General features: G+C 62.8%; 19 protein-coding genes and 1 pseudogene. 16 read left to right on the top strand and 4 right to left on the bottom strand.

What is annotated here, in order from left to right; genetic code table 11:
* The first annotated feature begins 1 nt into the window (after nucleotide 1).
* From CK220_RS18240 to CK220_RS31965, 16 genes and pseudogenes are all read left to right on the top strand, one after another.
* Nucleotides 2–1132 carry a glycosyltransferase gene (locus CK220_RS18240; protein ID WP_095812866.1) on the top strand — a complete coding sequence of 377 codons (1131 nt, stop codon included), beginning with the start codon at nucleotides 2–4 and terminating at the stop codon, nucleotides 1130–1132.
* Complete coding sequence (locus CK220_RS18235; RefSeq protein WP_095812865.1) at nucleotides 1129–2223, top strand: glycosyltransferase; 1095 nt, start codon at nucleotides 1129–1131, stop codon at nucleotides 2221–2223. The genes CK220_RS18240 and CK220_RS18235 overlap by 4 nt, the downstream gene beginning before the upstream one ends.
* The gene (locus CK220_RS18230) at nucleotides 2220–3329 is read left to right on the top strand and encodes a glycosyltransferase (protein ID WP_095812864.1); all 1110 of its coding nucleotides are present in this window, start codon (nucleotides 2220–2222) and stop codon (nucleotides 3327–3329) included. Before CK220_RS18235 ends, CK220_RS18230 begins: the two co-directional genes overlap by 4 nt.
* A gap of 23 nt (nucleotides 3330–3352) precedes the next feature.
* Nucleotides 3353–4309 (top strand): annotated as a pseudogene (locus CK220_RS18225) (UDP-glucuronic acid decarboxylase family protein); the annotation flags it as partial.
* Nucleotides 4310–4760: 451 nt separating this feature from the next.
* Entirely contained in the window at nucleotides 4761–4919 is a 159-nt protein-coding gene (locus CK220_RS18220; RefSeq protein ID WP_095812863.1) for a DUF3309 domain-containing protein, read from the top strand.
* 200 nt (nucleotides 4920–5119) lie between these two features.
* Entirely contained in the window at nucleotides 5120–6223 is a 1104-nt protein-coding gene (locus CK220_RS18215) for an inositol-3-phosphate synthase (RefSeq protein ID WP_095812862.1), read from the top strand.
* Nucleotides 6220–6816, top strand: coding sequence for a histidine phosphatase family protein (locus tag CK220_RS18210; protein ID WP_095812861.1), 597 nt, complete (start codon nucleotides 6220–6222; stop codon nucleotides 6814–6816). Before CK220_RS18215 ends, CK220_RS18210 begins: the two co-directional genes overlap by 4 nt.
* Nucleotides 6817–6829: 13 nt before the next feature.
* On the top strand, nucleotides 6830–7930 hold the full coding sequence (locus tag CK220_RS18205) for a glycosyltransferase (protein WP_095812860.1): 1101 nt from the start codon (nucleotides 6830–6832) through the stop codon (nucleotides 7928–7930).
* Nucleotides 7930–8733, top strand: coding sequence for a nucleotidyltransferase family protein (locus CK220_RS18200; protein ID WP_095812859.1), 804 nt, complete (start codon nucleotides 7930–7932; stop codon nucleotides 8731–8733). The genes CK220_RS18205 and CK220_RS18200 overlap by 1 nt, the downstream gene beginning before the upstream one ends.
* 2 nt (nucleotides 8734–8735) lie before the next feature.
* On the top strand, nucleotides 8736–9497 hold the full coding sequence (locus tag CK220_RS18195) for a TIGR04290 family methyltransferase (RefSeq protein WP_095812858.1): 762 nt from the start codon (nucleotides 8736–8738) through the stop codon (nucleotides 9495–9497).
* Nucleotides 9490–10422 (top strand): beta-xylosidase, encoded by a 933-nt coding sequence (locus tag CK220_RS18190; protein ID WP_095813002.1) that lies wholly within the window; start codon nucleotides 9490–9492, stop codon nucleotides 10420–10422. Before CK220_RS18195 ends, CK220_RS18190 begins: the two co-directional genes overlap by 8 nt.
* A 4-nt stretch (nucleotides 10423–10426) precedes the next feature.
* Nucleotides 10427–11491 carry a glycosyltransferase gene (locus CK220_RS18185; protein ID WP_095812857.1) on the top strand — a complete coding sequence of 355 codons (1065 nt, stop codon included), beginning with the start codon at nucleotides 10427–10429 and terminating at the stop codon, nucleotides 11489–11491.
* Nucleotides 11488–12480 carry a GNAT family N-acetyltransferase gene (locus CK220_RS18180; RefSeq protein WP_095812856.1) on the top strand — a complete coding sequence of 331 codons (993 nt, stop codon included), beginning with the start codon at nucleotides 11488–11490 and terminating at the stop codon, nucleotides 12478–12480. The genes CK220_RS18185 and CK220_RS18180 overlap by 4 nt, the downstream gene beginning before the upstream one ends.
* Nucleotides 12481–12530: 50 nt before the next feature.
* The gene (locus CK220_RS18175) at nucleotides 12531–13385 is read left to right on the top strand and encodes a class I SAM-dependent methyltransferase (RefSeq protein WP_245429259.1); all 855 of its coding nucleotides are present in this window, start codon (nucleotides 12531–12533) and stop codon (nucleotides 13383–13385) included.
* Nucleotides 13386–13449: 64 nt separating this feature from the next.
* Nucleotides 13450–13668: a hypothetical protein gene (locus tag CK220_RS18170; protein ID WP_095812854.1), complete on the top strand. Its 219-nt coding sequence runs from the start codon at nucleotides 13450–13452 to the stop codon at nucleotides 13666–13668.
* Nucleotides 13669–13851: 183 nt separating this feature from the next.
* A complete protein-coding gene (locus CK220_RS31965; RefSeq protein ID WP_095812853.1) occupies nucleotides 13852–14028 on the top strand; it encodes a hypothetical protein in 177 nt (58 codons plus the stop codon).
* 9 nt (nucleotides 14029–14037) lie between these two features.
* Here the strand turns inward: CK220_RS31965 and CK220_RS18160 are convergent, their stop codons facing one another.
* The 4 genes from CK220_RS18160 to CK220_RS18145 form a co-directional block, all read right to left on the bottom strand.
* The gene (locus CK220_RS18160; protein WP_348629667.1) at nucleotides 14038–14622 is read right to left on the bottom strand and encodes a sigma-70 family RNA polymerase sigma factor; all 585 of its coding nucleotides are present in this window, start codon (nucleotides 14620–14622) and stop codon (nucleotides 14038–14040) included.
* Between the two features lie 127 nt (nucleotides 14623–14749).
* Nucleotides 14750–16036 (bottom strand): Nramp family divalent metal transporter, encoded by a 1287-nt coding sequence (locus CK220_RS18155; protein WP_095812851.1) that lies wholly within the window; start codon nucleotides 16034–16036, stop codon nucleotides 14750–14752.
* 290 nt (nucleotides 16037–16326) lie between these two features.
* The gene (locus CK220_RS18150; RefSeq protein WP_095812850.1) at nucleotides 16327–16731 is read right to left on the bottom strand and encodes a response regulator; all 405 of its coding nucleotides are present in this window, start codon (nucleotides 16729–16731) and stop codon (nucleotides 16327–16329) included.
* Nucleotides 16728–19847, bottom strand: a 3120-nt coding sequence (locus CK220_RS18145) for a CheR family methyltransferase (protein WP_095812849.1), incomplete at its 5' end; no start/stop codon positions are given. The genes CK220_RS18150 and CK220_RS18145, both read right to left, overlap by 4 nt.

The raw sequence follows: 19847 nt of genomic DNA, 5'->3' as shown, positions 1-19847 counted from the left end.
CATGCATTTCGTCTTCTACACGCATTCCGTCGTTTCCGATTGGAACCATGGCAATGCGCATTTCCAGCGCGGCATCATGCGCGAGCTTATTGCCAACGGACACCACGCCCTCGCGCTCGAGCCCGCGGACGGTTGGAGCCGTTCGAACCTGCTGGCCGAGCAGGGCTCCTTCGCCGTCGAGCGCTTCCGGAAGGATTTTCCCGAGCTGATGCCGGTGACCTACGATGCGTCCTTTGATCACGAGGCCTGGATTGCGAATGCGGATGTGGTGATCGTCCATGAATGGACCGATCCAGACCTTGTTGCACGGATCGGGCGGGCCAAGCTCAACGGTGGCAATTTCACGCTGCTGTTCCACGACACGCATCACCGCGCTGTGTCGGCGACGCAATCGATCTCGGCACTGAACCTTGAGCACTACGACGGCGTCCTGGTCTTCGGCGAAGCGTTGCGCGAGAGCTACCTTCGCGCCGGCTGGGGCAGACGGGCTTTCACCTGGCATGAAGCAGCGGACGAACGGTTGTTCAAACCCTCTCCCGATGTCGACGCCGTATCGGATCTGGTCTGGGTCGGCAACTGGGGCGACGACGAACGCAGCGCCGAAATCCAGGAGTTCCTCGTCGAGCCGGCACGCGAGCTTGGCTTGTCGGGAACCGTTCATGGGGTGCGCTACCCAGCGCAGGCACGGGTCGCGCTCGCCGACGCCGGCTTGCGCCACGAGGGTTGGATCGCCAATGCCGACGTCCCGAAAGCGTTCTCGCAGCATCGTGTCACGGTGCACATCCCGCGCCGGCCCTACCGGGAACATCTGCCAGGCATTCCTACGATCCGCATGTTCGAGGCATTGGCCTGCGGCATTCCCCTCGTCTCGGCGCCATGGTCGGACGTCGAAGAGCTGTTCCGCCCCGGCAAGGACTTTCTCTTTGCCCGCGACGGGGCAGAGATGCGCCAGCACCTGCGCGACGTGTTGCACGACGCCGGGCTTGCGAAGGCTCTGGCGGCAGCCGGGCTGGAAACCATTCTGGCGCGGCACACATGCCGGCGCCGCGCCGACGAATTGTTCGACATACTCGCCGCATGCGGCAATCGCCATGCGGTCGACGGGTTGCCAGCAAGGGAGGCCGCCGCATGAAGATCGCCTTTTACGGATCCAGCCTGCTGTCGTCCTATTGGAACGGCGCCGCCACCTATTATCGCGGCCTGTTGAAGGCACTTTCCCGGCGCGGTTACGACATCGTCTTCTACGAGCCGGACGCCTTTGACCGCCAGAAGCACCGCGACATCGAGGCTCCTGACTGGTGCAACGTCGTCGTTTACGAGGCGACGCCGGATGCGCTGATGCAGGTCGCTTCCTGCGCCGCGCAGGCCGACATCGTCGTCAAGGCAAGCGGTGTCGGCTTTGAAGACGAAGCGCTGTTGCGCGCCGTGCTCGACCACGCCCGCAATGACGCGCTGACGGTATTCTGGGACGTCGACGCCCCGGCGACGCTCAGCCAATTGCGGAACGATGCCGGCCATCCTCTCCACGAGGAGCTCAAAAGGATCGCCCTCGTGCTGACCTATGGCGGCGGAGATCCCGTCGTATGGGACTATAGGGCGCTTGGCGCCGCCGAATGTGTGCCGATCTACAACGCGCTCGATCCTGAGACGCATTTCCCCGTCGCCCGAGATCCCCGCTTCGCCTGCGATCTCGCCTTTCTCGGCAATCGCCTGCCGGATCGCGAGGCGCGCGTGGAGGGCTTCTTCCTCGAGCCCGCGGGTGCGCTGGAGGACAAGAAGTTCCTGCTCGGCGGCTCGGGCTGGGGCGACAAGCCGATGCCGGCCAATGTCTCCTGGCTCGGCCATGTCGGCACTCGAGACCACAACGCCTTCAATGTCACGCCGAAGGCGGTGCTGAACATCAGCCGCGACAGCATGGCCAGCAACGGCTTTTCGCCGGCAACGCGGGTCTTCGAGGCAGCCGGCGCCGGTGCATGCCTCATCACCGACGCCTGGGCCGGTGTCGAGCTTTTCCTTACGCCCGGCGAGGAAATCCTGGTCGCACGGGACGGCGCCGATGTTGTCGAGATCATGTGCATGCTCACACCAGGGCGCGCAAAGGCGATCGGGGCGGCAGCGCTTCGGCGTGTTCTGGCCGAGCACACATACACACTGAGGGCTGAACGGGTTGACGCAATCTTCAAGGCGAATTTCGAGCGCCAGACCGTGGAGGCCGCAGAATGACGAAGGCACTCGACATCGTGTTCCTGGGTCTTTCTTTGTCCTCTTCCTGGGGCAATGGCCATGCGACGACTTTTCGGGGGCTGCTGCGAGGCCTTGACGAGCTCGGCCATCGCGTCACCTTCCTCGAACGCGACGTGCCCTGGTATGCGCACCACCGCGACCTGCGCGACCCCGATTTTTGCGACTTGCGCTATTACGACACCGTCCACGAGCTCCGTCGCAACCATGAACGAGACCTTCAGCAGGCGGATGTCGTGGTCATCGGCTCGTTCGTGCCTGAAGGCAGGGCGGTCATCGACGACCTCGCGTCCCTGTGCACCGGGCTATTCTGCTTTTATGACATCGACACGCCGGTGACGCTGGCCAGGGTTGCCAAAGATGACTGCGACTATCTCGCCCGCCGGCAGATCCCCTACTTCAACCTCTATTTCTCCTTCACGGGCGGACCGACCCTCCAACGCCTGGAGCTCGAATTCGGCGCGCGTCGGGCCGAACCGCTCTATTGCTCCGTCGACCCCGAGCGGCACCATCGAAACCGAAACGTGATCAAATGGGATCTAGGCTATCTCGGCACCTACAGTCCGGATCGGCAGCAGAGCCTGGAAACGCTTCTGCTCGAGCCTGCGCGTCGACTGCCGGATCGACGCTTCGTGGTCGCGGGCTCGCAATACCCGCACGATATCGACTGGCCCGACAATGTCGAGCGGATCGAGCACCTGCCGCCGGCCGAGCATGCCGGGTTCTATGGCCGGCAGCGCTACACGCTGAACGTGACACGCACTTCGATGGTCGAAGCCGGATGGTCGCCCAGCGTCCGGCTTTTCGAAGCTGCGGCGTGCGGGACGCCGATCATCAGCGATCGCTGGCCTGGCCTCGACAGTTTCTTTCCGGCTACGGCGATACAGACGGCCGGCAGCGCAGATGATGTGACGGGAATTCTTCTGGGACATCCGGATCGCGCCAGGCTCGGTATGGCCAGGCAGGCCCATTCGCTGGTCCTGGAAAGACACACCGGAGTTGCTCGGGCACGAGAGTTCACGTCGACGCTGGCGCGGGCAAGACAGACACGTCCGGTGCTCGATCTCGATGTCGAAAGTGCAGCATGACAGGCAGACAGGAGAACACACAGATGCGGCGTTCAAGAAAGGCCCAACAGACACGGACGGCGCTTGTCGCCGGCGGTGCCGGTTTCCTCGGTTCGCACCTATGCGAGGCCCTGTTTGGCATCGGCTATCGCGTGATCTGCATCGACAACTTTCTCACCGGCCGAATGGAGAACATTACGCCGCTTATCGGCCAATCGCGCTTCCGGCTGATCGAGCAGGATATCTGCAGCCCGCTGGAACTGGGTGAGCCCGTCGACCGTGTTTTCAACCTGGCATGCGCGGCGTCGCCGCCCCGCTACCAGGCCGATCCCGTTCACACCACGCGCACCTGCGTGGTCGGGTCGCTCAATCTGCTCGAGCTTGCCGTTCGCGACGGCGCACGGTTCCTGCAGGCATCGACCAGCGAAGTGTATGGTGATCCCGAGCAGCATCCGCAGCGCGAGGATTATCTCGGCCATGTGAACTGCACCGGCCCGCGCGCCTGCTACGACGAAGGCAAGCGCACTGCGGAGACGCTCTGCTTCGACTACCTCCGTGCCGATAGGGCCGACGTGCGTGTCGCCCGTATCTTCAACACTTATGGCCCAAGGATGGACCCCGCCGACGGTCGCATCGTCTCGAATCTGGTCATGCAGGCGCTCGAAAAGCGGCCGATGACGATATTCGGCGATGGCCGGCAGACGCGATCCTTCTGCTACGTCACCGACCTGGTCGAAGGCCTGCTGCGGCTCATGGACATCGAGTCCAATCCGCGCCAGCCGATCAATCTTGGCAACCCCGGGGAATTCACCGTCCTCGAATTGGCCGGCCTGGTGAGGGAACTGACCGGCACTAGGTCGCCGGTGAAATTCCTGCCTTTGCCGGAAGACGATCCCCGCCGGCGACGCCCCGACATAGCTCGCGCGAAGGAGCTTCTCGGCTGGTCGCCCAAGGTGCCTCTCCGGCAGGGCTTGCTGCAAACAGTCGTTCACTTCGCCGAGCTCGACGGCAGCGCGACAGTGCCCCCCGCTGCCCCGACCAACGGGTCGGGAGCAGACGGATTTGAAACCGGCGGCCCGCAGGATCCCGATGCGTCCCGCGATCTTTTCGCCGAGGCGGAACATCCGACCGAGATTCTGGTTGGGCCCGATAACCGGCACGGAGAACGCAGTCGTGCAGTCGAAGCGATCAGCCCAGGACATCGAGCAGATGGCGGCCGCGGAAACCGCCGCCTTCCTGCGACGAGCCTCCATCACCTATCTCGAATGTTGCGTCAGCCTGATGATGACGCATCTTCAACGCGAAGAAGTCGCAACCATCCTCGAGCGGGAAGCTGACATGCTGCGCAGGCTGGACTAACCCCTAGGCCTCAGACGAATGACGAACAAACACGCATATGAGCCCCTTAGTCTGAGGTCTGAACATCCACCTCGTCAATGAAGGGGACCCGATATGAGTCTCGGCACAATCCTCATTATTATCCTGATCTTGTTGCTGATCGGCGCGATCCCCGCCTGGCCGTATTCGTCGGGCTGGGGCTATGGGCCTTCGGGCCTGCTCGGCGTCATACTTGTCATCCTGGTGATCATGGCGCTCATGGGCCGGATTTGAGGCGCTCGGGCAGGAGCGGACGACGTTCTATTACCCGCACTCCGAACATCGCGTCCTGCGCTGGCCGCTCGGAGACAACGCGGCAACAGGAGTATTGAACGTCGACCGCATCGGCGATTTTTCCACCTCTCAAGGAACATTCCTGACCGGTCACAGTTCGGCGCGAGGAACTTACCCCCAACAACAGAGGCGGCGGTTTCGTGACATCGAAAAAGGTTCGCATCGGCATCGTCGGTGTCGGCAATTGCGCATCCTCCCTAGTGCAAGGCCTCACCTATTACCGTCAGGCAAAAAGCAACGAGCCGATACCCGGGCTGATGCATGCCGATCTTGGCGGCTACCACGTCGAAGACATCGAGGTCGTCTGCGCCTTCGACGTCGCCAAGAGCAAGGTCGGGCGCGATGTGGCCGAAGCAATCTACAGCGCCCCGAACAACACCTTCCGTTTTGCCGATGTCGCACCGATCGGCGTGCGCGTGCAACGCGGACCTACGCTCGACGGCATCGGCAAATATCTGCGCGATGAAATCGAGGAAGCGAATGAACCGGTCGCCGACGTGACCGCAGGCCTTCGGGAAAGCGGGGCCGAGGTGCTGGTGTCCTACCTGCCGGTCGGCTCGGAAGCGGCAACCCGCTTCTATGCTGAATGCGCGTTGGCGGCCGGATGCGCTTTCATCAACTGCATACCGGTCTTCATTGCTTCGCGGCCGGAATGGCGCCGGCGCTTCGAAGAGCGTGGCCTGCCCCTGATCGGCGACGACATCAAGAGCCAGGTCGGCGCTACCATCGTTCACCGGCTGCTCGCCAATCTGTTTCGGGAGCGCGGGGTGCGCATCGACCGCACCTACCAGCTCAACTTCGGCGGCAACACGGACTTCCTCAACATGCTGGAGCGCGAGCGGCTGGAATCGAAGAAGATCTCCAAGACGCAATCGGTCACCAGCCAGATCGATGTTCCGCTCGATCCCGGCAACATCCATGTCGGACCCAGCGATCATGTGCCTTGGCTCACCGACCGCAAATGGGCCTATATCCGGGTCGAAGGCACGACCTTCGGCGGCGTGCCGCTGAATGCCGAGCTCAAGCTGGAAGTCTGGGATTCGCCCAACTCCGCCGGCGTGGTCATCGACGCAGTGCGCTGCGCCAAGCTCGCGCTTGATCGCGGTATCGCCGGGGCGCTCACCGGGCCTTGCAGTTATTTCATGAAGTCTCCGCCGGAGCAGTTCACCGATGCTGAAGCCCGCTCGCGCACGCTCGCTTTCATAGCCGGTAGGGGCGAGCCGATGCTCGACGCCGCGGAATGACCACGACCATTTTCCTCGTGCGGCATGCTGCGTACGACAATGTCGACCGCTATTTGGCAGGCCGCCTGGAGGATATCAATCTCGGCCAAACCGGCCAGGCACAGACGCTGCAGCTGGCCCGCCGTCTGGCGAGGGAACCGCTCGCGGCCATTTTCAGCAGTCCGCGCAAGCGCACCCTGGAAACCGCGAAACCGATCGCCGTCGCCTGCAATATCGAGCAGATCGGAATCTGCCAGGAATTGGACGAGATCGATTTCGGCGCATGGTCCGGCAAGACATTCGAAGAGCTGGCCGATGACGCCGCCTGGCGGATGTGGAACGACCAGCGACAGAGCGCCCGAACGCCGAGCGGCGAGACCATGCAGGACACCCAGCAGCGGATCGTCGGCCTCATGGACGTGCTGCGCGAACAGGCCCCAAACCGATGCGTTGCGCTGATCAGTCACGCGGACGTCATCAAGGCTGCGGTGTGCAAGGTCCTTGGCCTTCAGCTCGGCGACTGTTTTCGCTTCGACATCGAACCTGCCTCGATCACCACCGTCGTCCATGGCGACTGGGGCTCTAAGCTCATTCGCCTGAACGAAATCGCCTGACTGGAGCTGCCCGATGCGCATGGTGATCTTCGGCCTCACCGTCACCTCTTCCTGGGGAAACGGACATGCCACGCTTTGGCGCGGGCTGATACGCGCGCTGGCGCCGCTCGGCTGGTCGATCAGCTTCTTTGAGCGGGACACGCCCTACTATGCCGGCGCAAGGGATCTCACCCATCTCGATGGCGGCCACGTGGTGCTCTATCCGGGATGGGATGATATTGCCCAGGCGGCGGCAATCGCGGTCCGGCAGGCTGACGCGGTCATCGTCACCTCCTACTGCCCGGATGCAGTTGAAGCCTCACGGCTCGCGCAGGAGAGTTGCCGTGGGCTCAAGGTTTTCTACGATCTTGACACCGCGGTGACGCTCGCGCGCATCGAGCAGGGCGACCAGCCGCCCTATTTCGGTCCGGAAGGCCTTCACGATTTCGACCTGGTGCTGAGCTATACCGGCGGCGAGGCACTTGGTGCGCTCAAGTCCATGCTCGGGGCGCGCCGGGTCGTGCCGCTCTACGGCCACGTCGATCCGGAGCGTCATCGGCCGGCAAAGCCCAGGGCCGAGTTTGCCGGCGATCTGTCCTACCTCGGCACTTATGCCGCGGATCGCCAGGCCGGCGTCGAGAAGCTGCTCGTCGCGCCCGCTGTCCGCCTGCCGGATCGCCGCTTCGTCATCGGCGGCGCGCAATATCCGCAGGAGTTTCCGTGGAGCGACAACATCTTCTTCGTCAGGCATCTGCCGCCTGCCGACCATCCGGCTTTCTTCTGCTCGTCACGCCTCACCCTGAATGTCACCCGCGAGGCTATGGCCCGCAAGGGCTGGTGCCCCTCGGGCCGGCTGTTCGAAGCGGCTGCCTGCGGCGCCGTCGTCGTTTCCGACGACTGGCCGGGTCTGGACGACTTTTTCGAGCCCGGCAGCGAAATCCTGCTTGCACATTCCACCGACGATGTGGTCGCCGCGCTCGATTTGTCGGACGGCGAGCTCGAGGCGCTGCGCCGCCGAGCCCGCGAACGCGTCCTCGACGAACACACATCCGCACGCCGCGCCGCGGAACTGGACCGGATCCTGGTCGAAGCCGCCACGGCGCCAGCAAGCGAACCGATAAAGGAAACCGTCTGATGTTGGGTATCGTGCCTGCGGCGGGGCGCGGCAGCCGCATTCAACCACTGGGTTTTTCCAAGGAACTTCTCCCGGTTGGCAGCCGGATGGATGGGCAAACCGAGCGTCCGTGCGCAGTCAGCGAATATCTGGTGCGCCGAATGGTGCGCAACGGCGTCGACAGGATCTGCTTCATCATCGGATCGGGTAAGTCCGATATCCTCGAATACTATGCCGCCGGCTATGACAGCGCGGCCGCCATCTTCGTGGCCCAGCCTTCTCCGGTCGGTCTTTGCGATGCGATCTTCCGCGCCGCCCCCCTCGTCGCGCCGGAAGAAACCGTCCTGATCGGTCTGCCGGACACCATCTGGTTTCCCGAGGACGGCTTCTGCCATCTGCCGGGCGACCGGCTGTCCTTCCTGCTGTTTCCTGTCGACCGGCCAGAGCTTTTCGACGCCGTGGTCGTCGATCAGGATGGCCGCGTCGAGCAGATACAGGTCAAGCAGCAGGACGCAGCCACGGACTGGGTCTGGGGCGCGTTCAAGATGCCGGGCCGCATCTTTCAGCGGCTCGCCGCGCTTTGGCGCGAGCGGGACGGCTGCGACGAGTATTTCGGAACACTGGTCAATGCTTACCTTGCCGCCGGTGGTGAAGCCTGGGGCGTCAAGGCGGGCTCGGCCTATGTCGATGTCGGCACGTTCAACGGCTACCGCACGGCGCTCCGGCTGCTTGAAAGCAACGACACTTCGGAAGACGAAGTCACACCGATATTCGTGCCGCCGAGCCGCTCGCAGGTGCCATCCTTGCCAGGCAAAGGAGGCTGACCATGCTGCATTCAGACGCGGAAATTCGCCGCCGCATCGACGCGCTTGGGCCGTGGTTCCACAACATGGAACTGGCGGGCGTGCAGACCGCTCCCGACCATTTCCTCGGCAACTATCCCCTGGTCAAATGGCAGACGTTCGCAGATGCGATCCCGGCCGATCTCTCGGGCAAGTCGGTGCTCGATATCGGCTGCAACGCCGGGTTCTATTCCATTGAAATGAAGAAGCGAGGCGCCGATCGCGTGCTTGGCATCGATTTCGACGTAGACTACCTGACGCAGGCACGTTTCGCCGCAGAAATCGCTGAGTGCGACATCGAATTCCGCGAATTGTCGGTCTACGACGTCGGCGCACTCGGCGAGACCTTCGACATCGTGCTCTTCATGGGCGTGCTCTACCACCTGCGCCACCCGTTGCTGGCGCTGGACCTCATCCGCGAGCACGTTGCGGGCGATCTCATGATCTTCCAGTCGATGCAACGCGGGAGCAGCGAGGTCCTCGCGCTCGAACAGAATTACGATTTCTGGACGCACGACCTATTCGATCAGCCCGAGTTCCCGAAACTGCACTTCATCGAGCACCGCTACGCGGACGATCCGACCAACTGGTGGATTCCGACCCGGGGCTGCATCGAAGCCATGCTGCGCAGCGCCGGCTTCGAGATACTGCTTCACCCGGAAGACGAGGTCTATTTCTGCCGCGCGTCCGGTGAGCCGGCGGGTGAAGGTGCGGTCTACCCTTCGAAAGGACGAAATGATGATTGAAGCCGCCATGATCTGGAACGAGCCCAACAACAAGTCGCATTGGGACCCAGAGCTCGATCCGGACTGGAGCCGCTTCGCCCGCATGACGATCCTGGCGGCCGACGCGATCGGGCTTGAAAACCCGGCGATCACCAGAGTTCTTGGCGGCATTTCGCCGATCGATGCCGGCTTCATGTCGCTGATGAAGGGATATGGTGTGCTCGACCATGTCGATGCCGTCGCCGTGCACGGCTTCCCGCTCGACTGGAACCTTTGGCAGATCCACGAATGGCCGCAAAAGCTCGGCGAGATCGCCGAAGTCACCGATCTGCCGATCTGGATCAGCGAAGTTGGCGTGTCGAGCTTCGGCGCCGAGGAGGTTCAGGTGTGGGGCCTGCGGCGGACGGCGGAACTTCTGCTTGGCAACGTGCCCCGCGTCCAGTGGTATAGCCTTTATGATTTGCCTCACGCTTGGGGAGCGACCACACGTCATCGCGAGGTGGAAGGCTCCTCCTACTACCGTCACTTCTACATGGGTCTGCTGCGCGAGGATGGCTCGCCCAAGCCCGCGCTCGAGGAGTTCCTGCGACACACTCCGGAAATGGGCCTCGTCCAGTGGTTCCATTTCAAGGACCACCGGCTGGACGACGCCGTCGCCTGGATGAAGCGGCTGGGCGTCACCAGTCTGCGCACGGGCCTTTCCTGGGCCGACAGTTTCAGACCGAATGCCCTCGATTGGTTCGACCGCCAGATGGAAGCCCTGGCAGACTTCAACCTCACCATCACTTTCTGCTTCACGCCCGAGCACCGAGGCCTGCAGCCTCATCACACCAGCCCGCCACAGGCGCCCGAAGAGTTCGCCGAATTCTGCGCAAGCATGATGCGCCGCTACGCACCTGGCGTGCGCGACGCCGCGATGCCGATCCGGCGGGTCTCGGCCGCATGAGGTTATGACGCTTACCGTGCTCAACGTCGCCTATCCGCTTGCGCCTGTCGGCCTCGATGCGGTCGGCGGCGCCGAGCAGGTGCTGTCGATGCTGGATCACGCACTGGTCAGGCAAGGCCATCAATCCATCGTCGTCGCCTGCCGGGGCTCCAGCGCGGCCGGGACCCTGGTCGAGACGCCTGCCGAAACAGGTGCGCTCGACGAGACCGCAAAGAGCCGCGCCCAGCGCGCGCACCGCGCGGCGATCGCAGCCGCGCGTGCGCGCTGGCCGATCGATGTCGTCCATCTGCATGGCATCGATTTCGATGCCTATCTTCCCGATGACGGCCCCACGCTCGTGACACTGCACCTGCCGCTTGCCTGGTATCCGGCCGAAGTGCTGAGTCCGGCCCGTGAAGACCTGTGGCTCCACGCGGTCTCGGAGGCGCAGCAAGAAACCTCGCCGCCCGGATCGAGACTGATCGCGCCCATTCCAAACGGGGTTGACGTCAATGCGCTTACCGATCCCCGGTCGCGTCGCAATTTCGCGCTCGTGTTAAGCCGAATATGCCCGGAAAAAGGTATCCACCTGGCGATCGACGCCGCGAAGCGCGCCGGAGTGCCGCTTGCGATAGGAGGGCAAATATATCCCTACCGGACGCATGTTCAGTATTTCGCCGACGAGGTGGCGCCTCGCCTCGACAGGCGGCGGCGTTTCCTGGGACCGCTCGGGTTTTCCGCCAAGCGGCGGCTTCTCAACGCCGCCCGCTGTCTGGTCATTCCGAGCCTTGCCGCGGAGACGAGCTCGCTGGTTGCCATGGAAGCCCTCGCCTGCGGCACGCCCGTTGTGGCCTTCCCGAACGGCGCCCTGCCCAATGTCGTTGAGCACGGCAAGACCGGCTTTCTGGTCAATGACATCGACGAGATGGCGATAGCCATCGACGCCTCGGCCGGCCTCGACAGCGAAACATGCCGAGCCGAGGCGCGAGACCGGTTTTCGCTCGATCGCATGGTTTCGGCCTATATGGAGGCCTATCGGGCGTTGGCAAAGCTCGGCGATTCCCGCGCACGGTTGGGAGCCGCGGGGTGAGCGGCCTGCGTGCCGATGTCATCGGCGACCAAGATGCGCTTGACGGTCTCGAGCAGCAATGGTGGCCGCTCTGGGCGCAATGCGGCTCTGCTACGCCCTTCCAATCACCCGCCTGGCTCCTGCCATGGTGGCGGACATTCGCGCCGGGCAGTCTCTCGGCGATCGCGGTGTGGAGCGGAAATGATCTTGTCGGCCTGGCACCCCTCTACCTCGAACGGCACGCTTCCGGTTTGCGCCTGCTTCCGATCGGAATTTCGCTGAGCGACTATCTCGATATTCTTTGCGCACCCAAGTTCGAAGAAGCCGTCGGGACCTTGATTGCCGAAACAGTGCTTTCGCTCGAATGGTTGCAATGGATCCTGCCGGACCTTTCGGCTGAAGCCACATCCCTGGAGCTTGTGCTGCCCGATATCGAGGAAAGCCGATCGACCGCCCATGCCGCCTGCCCCGTGCTTTCCTTGGCTGGCGACGAGACGCTTGCACGCTCTGTTCCCGCGCGGCGAAGACGCCAGCTGCGTCGCGCTCTGCGAGCCGCGCAACGGAGAGGCCGCGTGACGGTCAAGCGGGCGGAGGCCGCTCCGGAGACATTTCTCGGTCAGCTGATCCGCCTGCACAACGCCCGCTGGGCCGGACATGGCGGCGGCGTGCTGACGCAAAGCGCGATCGAGTTTCATCGCAATGCCTTGCCCCGTCTCGCCGCGAAGCATTTGGCGCGGTGCTGGCTGATGGAAATCGACGGCGCCGTCGTCGGCGCCTATTACGGTTTTCATCACCGCGACCGCGCCTATGCCTATCTCGGCGGCTTCGACCCGTCTTATGCGCAGGAGAGCCCCGGCGCCATTCTGATCGGCAAGGCTATCGCCGAAGCCGTTCAGGACGGCGCGCGAGAGTTCGATTTTCTACGCGGCCGGGAGAGCTACAAATACAGCTGGGGAGCAGAGGACCGATGGACGGTGCAAAGGGTCTGGACCCGGAACGCGTCGCCATGACCACAGCAGGTCGAGAGAGGTTGACCGCGAGGCGTATCCTCGAGAATTGCATGGCGACCGACCTGTCCGCCGAGGTCGCGGTCGCCAGATTGGCCGTCGAGACGGACATGCGCGCGGCAGAATTGGCGGGCGTCGCCCTGGACATGCGTGCAAGCGCTGTCCAGCAAAGAGGCTGGCTCGAGGACATAGCCGTGCTTCTTTCGGGCAAGGCAGATGCCTTCGATAGTCTCAGGTCAACGGCAGCTTCGGTTTGCCATGACCGTCCGGGCGGCGAAACGGATGAGATGACGCTCCGCCGGCTGGCCGACGGCTTTGACAAGGCGGTCGCCATCTCTCCGGCGGCCAGCGTCCAACTTTCATCGCTTGGCGATGAGGAAAAGCTTTCGGCTACAACGGCCGAAATCGTCGCTTGGCTGGAGCGACAGGATTTTACCGGCGCGGACAAGACAATACTCGACATCGGCTCCGGCATCGGCCGCATCGAATGCGCGCTCCACGCCAAGGCGAAGCATATTGTCGGCATCGATATCTCCCCCAGGATGATTGCCGTCGCGCGCCGACGCTGCGCCGATCTTGGCAATGTTGAGTTCCGCCGGACCTCCGGCCTCGACCTTGGCGAGTTCGTCCACGCCGGTTTTGATGGCGTGCTGGCGGTAGACAGTTTCCCTTACCTGGTACTTGCCGGCGTCGCCGAGCGGCACTTCATCGAAATGGCGCGCGTCTTGCGGCCAGGAGGGACGGTGGCAATCCTCAATTATTCATACCGGATGTCGCCCGCCGCCGATTCCGCCGACATCCGCCATCTCGCCCGGATATGCGCCATGGACGTCCTCATCGACGGCGAGATGCCTTTCCGTCGATGGGATGGCACCGCCTTTCTTATTCGTCGTACCGGCGGAACATAACCGACGGACCGAAGTTCGGACCTCAAACTACTTGCGCAGAAGCTGGAAGACCCAGGAGAAGAAGATGGCGTCCGGCGGTAAGAAACACATGGGACGCGGCAGTCAGGGCAAAGGTGCCGGGACCGGAGCGAAGACGATGGTTCCGAAAGACATGGTTGGCGAAAATGACGTCCTGTCGAACCGGGATAAGAAGCAGCATACAAAAGAACGCGGCCTCGACAGCAATCGGATCAAGTCCGATCAGTATCAAGACCACGCGGAAAACCGGATCCCGGAAGACTGATCTTGCGGCAACTATCGCAAGACTTGGCAGGCTCGCAACGGATTAGTTCAGGCAAAGGGTTTTCGCTTCGCCATGATCTGCTGCGGAGCTGAAGCTGATCGGCGGCTGGAAGCGCCTTGCAAACTCTGGCCGTGTATGGTCTCAAGTGAATCTCGAAGGGGCCACATTTGCTAAGAGAATGCCATGTCTCGTCCGAGCCAGCGCGATCCCGTCAGCCAGGCAAGCCTGGGCATAGACCAAGAGATCGCGTCGTTGTTGAGAGCCATTGAGCAGGAAAGAGTTCCTGATCGGCTGACCAAGCTCGCGATCGAGTTGCAGAACGCGCTGATCGAGAAGCGCCGGTGCAAGAAGGAGAGCTGACGGCAAGCCTTACCGATGCCTGTCAGCAGCTCTGTCCCAGTGATCTTCCGCGAGATGATCGTGTCTTTCGACCAGCGCTTGCGATGAGCTTTCATCAAGGAGTTCCAGGACGCTTGCACGCGCACGGTTGAGACGGCTTTTAACGGTTCCGACCGCGCAATCGCATATCTCCGCGGTTTCTTCGTAGCTGACACCCAGCACACCGATCAGCGTCAGTACCTCGCGCTGATGCATCGGAAGCTTCTGGATAGCCTGGTAGACTTCCTTGGTCCGAACGGACCAGTCCTGCGAAGCTTCCGAAATCGGCCGGCTGGAGGCGCAGTCCAGCAACCCGGGTGCTTCTCTAGCAGCCGCCTTGACCCGCGTGTAATGCGTATTGCGCATGATGGTGAACAGCCAGGACTTCAGTCGCGTCCCCGGCTCGAACTTGTCCAGGTTCGCAAGCCCCTTGGTCAGGGTCTCCTGCACCAAATCGTCGGCATCATCGGGCAAGCGGCAAAAAGTGCGCGCAAAAGCACGCAACGCAGGGATGAGGTCGACGACAGCGACCTCGCCCGGTCCGCAGTCAGGCACGGCATGGCCTTTGGGTAACACGGTTCGAACCCCAGCAGAGAGAGTTGATGGGCATTGATTAGGGAGAATGCGTGACAATGATGATCGTTCCTGTTGTAAACGAACTTGCTTGAACGCCCTTGGCCAACCAACGGCGTCGCCGTTCGAGTTAGAGGAACCAACTCGCCACCAATCCCCCCGCGGCCGCAAAGATCACCAAGGTTGTGATGCCCCCGAGGATGTTCGTGCTCCGGCTATTGACCCGGTCGCCCATAATCCTGCGATCGTTCGTCATCAAAAGGATCAACAGCAGCAGCGGAGGAGTGGAAAAGCCCTGCACGATCCCAGCCCAGACCAATGCCTGCATTGGATTGAAGCCAAGAAAATTCAGGGCGACTCCGATCAGCGTGAAGGCCCCCGTTGCCAGGTAGAAGCCCGGCGCATCCCGCGGCTTCGCATCCATGCCGTGCTTCCAGCCCATCGCCTGGGCGAGATCGAAAGCAGCACCGGTCGTCATGACGGGAACGGCCAGAAAACCGACGCCGATCACACCGGCGGCGAAGATTATGCCTGCCGCATCGCCGGCAAGTGGCCGCAGCGCTTCGGCTGCCTGGGCCGCCGTGTCGATCTGGGTTTGGCCGGCCTTGTGAAGCGTCGAACCGGTCGAAAGAATGATGAAGTACATGATCAGGTTGGAAAACGTCATGCCGATCAGGATGTCCTGGCGCGACCGGCGCAGCTCGCCCGTGGTCGCCCCTTTCCGTTTCTCAAGCGTGGTTCTGCCCAGCGCTTTCTCCTCTTCAACCTCCTGATTGGATTGCCAGGTATAGAGGTAGGCTGACAGTGTGGTGCCTATGATCGCGACGAGGATCGACAAATACTCACGACTGAAATGTATCTTTGGCAGAAAGGTGCCTTTCAGCACCGGCATCAGTTCGGGCCGGGCGAGCACAGCTGAGACGACATAGGCGAGCAGCGCCAGCGCCAGCACTCGGAATATGTTTCTGAGGAGGTCGTAAGAACCGAAGACCTGCAGAGCGAACATGAATGCTGCAACCAAAACCACGATCATCGGAATCGGCAGCGGCACGAACAGGTTGATCGCAGCCGCCATGGCGCCGAGATCCGCGGCCGCCTCGATCGTGTTGCCGATCAGGACTCCCACCAGAACCGACCACAGCAGCCATCGCGGGTAGAAGTCCGCGATGACCTGGAACAGGCCCCGCCCGGATACCTGGCCGAGCTTCGATGAGAGGTACACAACCGTGTACATCATCGGCAGCGTCACGGGTGCAGTCCAAAGCAGATCCGGCCCGAACCTTGCTCCCGCGCTGGCGTAGGTTCCGATTGCCGAGCAGTCGTCGTCGGCCGCACCGGCGATCAAGGCCAGGCCAGCCGCTCGCCCGACACCTTTGCGCGTTCCCCTGTCTGCCCCTTGGTCGGGTTGTTCGGTCATCACTTGCGCTCGGTCCCGGCGGAAAGGATCGGCCGAACACGCGTAAGTGGGTGCCGCCTTTACGTGCTGGGCCGAACTGCCCCATTTGGCATTTGTTCCGCGGCAAGCCCCGCCTAACCGGCTGCCGAGGTCATGCGTCGCGGTCCACGAGCGGATTTTCGCGCTCCTGGACCGCCTATCTGACTGCATGGCCAGTGACCGGCCGCCAAGTGCAGTTTCTGACGGCACACGCGAAGGTTCGCCTGCCTTGTGGCAGTAGTTGCAAACGTTTGATTGCTGGAGCCTGATTGCTACAGGCGAGAGCGCCGCGAGGCGTCGGTGCCTGCGTTCGCCAATCGCGCGACCGCCTCGATCAACACTTTGGTGTCGACGGGCTTCGACAGTCTCGGCGAATCCCGAAACCGATCCGGAAAGACCGTCGCGCTGTCATAACCGGTGAGGAAGAGAAACGGCACGTGGCGGGTGGCGAGGTGCTCGGCCAGCGGAAAGCTGCGTTCGCCTTGCAGGTTGACGTCGAGCACCGCGCCATCGAGCTCGACTCCATCGATCTGCTCGAGCGCCTGTTGGACCGAAGGCGCGGGCCCTACGACCTGGCAGCCTGCATCGGTCAATTCGTCGGAGAGATCAAGCGCAACCAGGAAAGCGTCCTCGACGACGAGGATCCGCAGGCCCGATAGTGGAGCGCTCTTGTTCATGCGTGGCCGGGCAACGGCTCGAAGGCTTCTGTTCGGGCGAGAGGGATCTGAAGCAGGCACTCCAGGCCGGTGGGCCTGAAGTTCATTTCGACACTTCCCCTCAACTCGTACTCTAAACTCTGCTGAATGAAGGTGGTTCCAAAATTCCTGCGGGATGGTTCTTCCACGGCCGGACCGCCGACTTCCTCCCAGCTGATCGACAGCATGCCCGGCTTCACCACGTCCCAGGAGATTTCGACGCGGCCGGTGTCGACGGAAAGCGCCCCATATTTGGCGGCGTTGCTGGCAAGCTCGAAGAACACCATGCCGAGCGCCGCCGCCGTTGCCGCATCGAGGTGGAACGGCCGGCCTTGAATGACGAGGTTCTGGCGTCCCGTGCTGTTGTAGGGAGAAAACGTCGCCCTGAGCAGCTGCTCGAGGTCGGCGTCGCCCCAATTGTGGGACGACAGGACCTCATGCGTGCGCGCCATCGCGTGCAGTCGCTCATGGAACGAGATCGCGAATTCGCCCATCGAGCTTGACGAGCGGATCATGCGCGCGGCCAGCGCTGTGATCGTGGCGAGGATGTTCTTCACGCGATGCTGCAGCTCGTGCAGCAGCCTCTCCTGGGCGCGCTCGGCTTCCTTGTGGTTCGAGACGTCGACCAGGGCCGCGATCGCACCGCGCACCATGCCGGTTTCGTCGAACAGCGGATTGGCCGACATCATCACGTCGATGCTTGAACCGTCCGCCTGCGCGATCCGCGCTTCGTAGCCGGGGACGGGCTTGCCCGTTCGCATCGCCTTCTGGAGCGGCTGCTCGTGCGTTTCCACCACGGACCCGTTCACCATCAGCGGCAGGACCGCCGGCACCGTGGTGAGCTTGCCGTCCGCGGCGCGCTGGCCGGCGAGCTCGGCCGCGCGGCGATTGGCGCGGATGGCATCGCCGTCGCCGTCTTCGGCGATGAAGATGCCGACAGGCACAAGGTCCACAACAGTCTCCAGACTTTCGAGGCGGTTGCGCAGGTCGTGCGACAGCGCGCCGATCTTTTCCTCCGCCTGCGCGATCTGGGTAACGTCGACGAAGGTGACGACGACGCCGGCGATGACATTGTCGACGGTGCGGTAGGGCATCACGCGCATGATGTAGTGCTTGCCGCTTTCGGTGCCTTCCACCTGCCTTTCTATCGTACCCAGCCGCTGCAGCACCTGCTCAATATCTGCCGGGAGTCGGTCCGCGGCAAAGCGCGGCCGCACATGCGCGAGCGGCCGGCCGACATCGCTTTCGACGAGCCTGAACAGGTCGCGCGCCGTCGGCGTGAAGCTCTTGATGCAAAGATCGCGGTCGAGGAACACGGTCGCTATCTGCGTGCTTTCGAGCAGGTTGGACATGTCGTTGTTGGCGCGGCTGAGCTCGTCGACGCGGATGTTGAGCTCGGCATTGACGGTCTGCAGTTCCTCGTTGATCGATTGCAGCTCCTCCTTGGAGGTCTCCAACTCCTCGTTGGACGATTGCAGCTCCTCGTTGATCGAGGACAGTTCCTCGTTCGAGGATTTCAACTCCTCGTTGGAGGATTCGAGCTCCTCCGTCGTGATCTGCAGCCGTTCCCTGGTTTCCCGCAGCTCCTTTTCGAGCTGGCTGACATTGGCGCTTTCGACGTCGTCGGTCGTGTGGACGGGCTCGTCCTCTGCCTCCGCCTTGATGCCGCCGATATCGCGGAAGACCAGCATGTAGAGCGGATCCGAATTGCCGTCGGCCGGCAGCGGCTGTACGGCGAGGCTGATCGTCTGGCGCCCGCCATTGGTGCCGATGCTGATCTTGTTCTGCACCGTCACCTGTCCGGTGCTGACGGCCTTGTGGAGCGCAGCGCGCAAATCCATGCGCAGCCCACGACGGGCCATGGAGAAGACGTTGTGGTCAGGCGCGCCGGCGGCAAGTTCCAGATATTTGCCTGTCCCGCCCGAGCTGTGCATCAGCTCGCCAGCGGCGTTGACGACCACATAGGCCGGCGCATAGCGGTCGACCAGCAAGCGCTCCGCAAGCTCCTGCAGGGTTCCTGCCGTTGCGCGCGGGCGTGCGCTGGCAACAGCCTGCCTGGCCGCGGTGGCTAGCGGAAATTCGGGCAGGCGCTGGGCCCCGACCCCGCTGCGCTTCTGGAAGATGCGGCTCGCCTTGCGCGCATGGCGCGTCACGTTCTCGGACGAGCCGAGGAAGAGATAGCCGTTGTTGCGCAGCGCATAGTGGAAGATCGGGACGATCTTTTCCTGCAGCTCCGGCCCCATATAGATCAAAAGATTGCGGCAGGCGATGAGGTCGAGCTTGGAAAACGGCGGGTCGCGCAACAGATTGTGCGCCGAGAACAGGCAGGCTTCCCGCAACTCGGCGGAAACACGATAAGTGCCGTCCTCGCGCGAGAAGAATTCCTTCAGGCGCTTCGGCGTGATGTCGCTTGCGACCGTCGCCGGATAGCGGCCGGCGCGCGCCACTTCCAGCGCACGCTCGTCGATGTCGGTGGCAAAGATCTGCAGGTTGGGGGAAGCGGCACCTCGTGGCGCGTTCTCCTTCAAAAGCATCGCGATCGAATAGGCTTCCTCGCCGGTGGCGGAGCCAGGCACCCAGACCCGGATCGTCTCGTCCGGCTTGCGGCCCTCGAAAAGCTTGGGGATGACGAAGCGTTCGAGCGCCTCGAAAGCATGCGGGTCGCGGAAAAAGCTGGTCACGCCGATGAGCAGGTCCTGGAACAGGAGGTCGACCTGCTGCGGCTCGTCGCGCAGCCGCTCGTAGAAAGCCGTGGGATCGCCGATCTGCAGCACCTGCATGCGACGTTGGATGCGCCGCAGGATGGTGTTGTCCTTGTAGCCGCTGAAATCATGGCCCGTGCGCGTGCGCAACAGCCCCGTGATCCGCGAAAGCTGTTCGCCCACTTCGCGCTTGCGGCGGTCGCGCTCGCTTTCCGTGTGTTTGGCGTGGCTGAAATACCTCACCAGCTTCGCAGCCATCTCCTCGGCCGGCAGCACCATGTCCACCAGCCCGCTTTGCACAGCGCTGCGCATCATGCCGTCATATTCGGCGCTCTGCTGCGCCAGCGTTAGGCCGCCATGTTCCTTTATTGCCCTGAGCCCGATCGTGCCGTCGCT

Source organism: Mesorhizobium sp. WSM3860 (assembly GCF_002294995.1).
GTDB lineage: Bacteria > Pseudomonadota > Alphaproteobacteria > Rhizobiales > Rhizobiaceae > Mesorhizobium.
This window is presented reverse-complemented; position numbering and strand designations above follow the sequence as displayed.

Excerpts from the sequence above, each read along its gene's own strand:
- CK220_RS18240 (WP_095812866.1), top strand. The coding sequence starts at position 2 with ATGCATTTCGTCTTCTACACGCATTCCGTCGTTTCCGATTGGAACCAT.
- CK220_RS18235 (WP_095812865.1), top strand. The coding sequence starts at position 1,129 with ATGAAGATCGCCTTTTACGGATCCAGCCTGCTGTCGTCCTATTGGAAC.
- CK220_RS18230 (WP_095812864.1), top strand. The coding sequence starts at position 2,220 with ATGACGAAGGCACTCGACATCGTGTTCCTGGGTCTTTCTTTGTCCTCT.
- CK220_RS18220 (WP_095812863.1), top strand. The coding sequence starts at position 4,761 with ATGAGTCTCGGCACAATCCTCATTATTATCCTGATCTTGTTGCTGATC.
- CK220_RS18210 (WP_095812861.1), top strand. The coding sequence starts at position 6,220 with ATGACCACGACCATTTTCCTCGTGCGGCATGCTGCGTACGACAATGTC.
- CK220_RS18205 (WP_095812860.1), top strand. The coding sequence starts at position 6,830 with ATGCGCATGGTGATCTTCGGCCTCACCGTCACCTCTTCCTGGGGAAAC.
- CK220_RS18200 (WP_095812859.1), top strand. The coding sequence starts at position 7,930 with ATGTTGGGTATCGTGCCTGCGGCGGGGCGCGGCAGCCGCATTCAACCA.
- CK220_RS18195 (WP_095812858.1), top strand. The coding sequence starts at position 8,736 with ATGCTGCATTCAGACGCGGAAATTCGCCGCCGCATCGACGCGCTTGGG.
- CK220_RS18190 (WP_095813002.1), top strand. The coding sequence starts at position 9,490 with ATGATTGAAGCCGCCATGATCTGGAACGAGCCCAACAACAAGTCGCAT.
- CK220_RS18185 (WP_095812857.1), top strand. The coding sequence starts at position 10,427 with ATGACGCTTACCGTGCTCAACGTCGCCTATCCGCTTGCGCCTGTCGGC.
- CK220_RS18175 (WP_245429259.1), top strand. The coding sequence starts at position 12,531 with ATGGCGACCGACCTGTCCGCCGAGGTCGCGGTCGCCAGATTGGCCGTC.
- CK220_RS18170 (WP_095812854.1), top strand. The coding sequence starts at position 13,450 with ATGGCGTCCGGCGGTAAGAAACACATGGGACGCGGCAGTCAGGGCAAA.
- CK220_RS31965 (WP_095812853.1), top strand. The coding sequence starts at position 13,852 with ATGTCTCGTCCGAGCCAGCGCGATCCCGTCAGCCAGGCAAGCCTGGGC.
- CK220_RS18155 (WP_095812851.1), bottom strand. The coding sequence starts at position 16,036 with ATGACCGAACAACCCGACCAAGGGGCAGACAGGGGAACGCGCAAAGGT.
- CK220_RS18150 (WP_095812850.1), bottom strand. The coding sequence starts at position 16,731 with ATGAACAAGAGCGCTCCACTATCGGGCCTGCGGATCCTCGTCGTCGAG.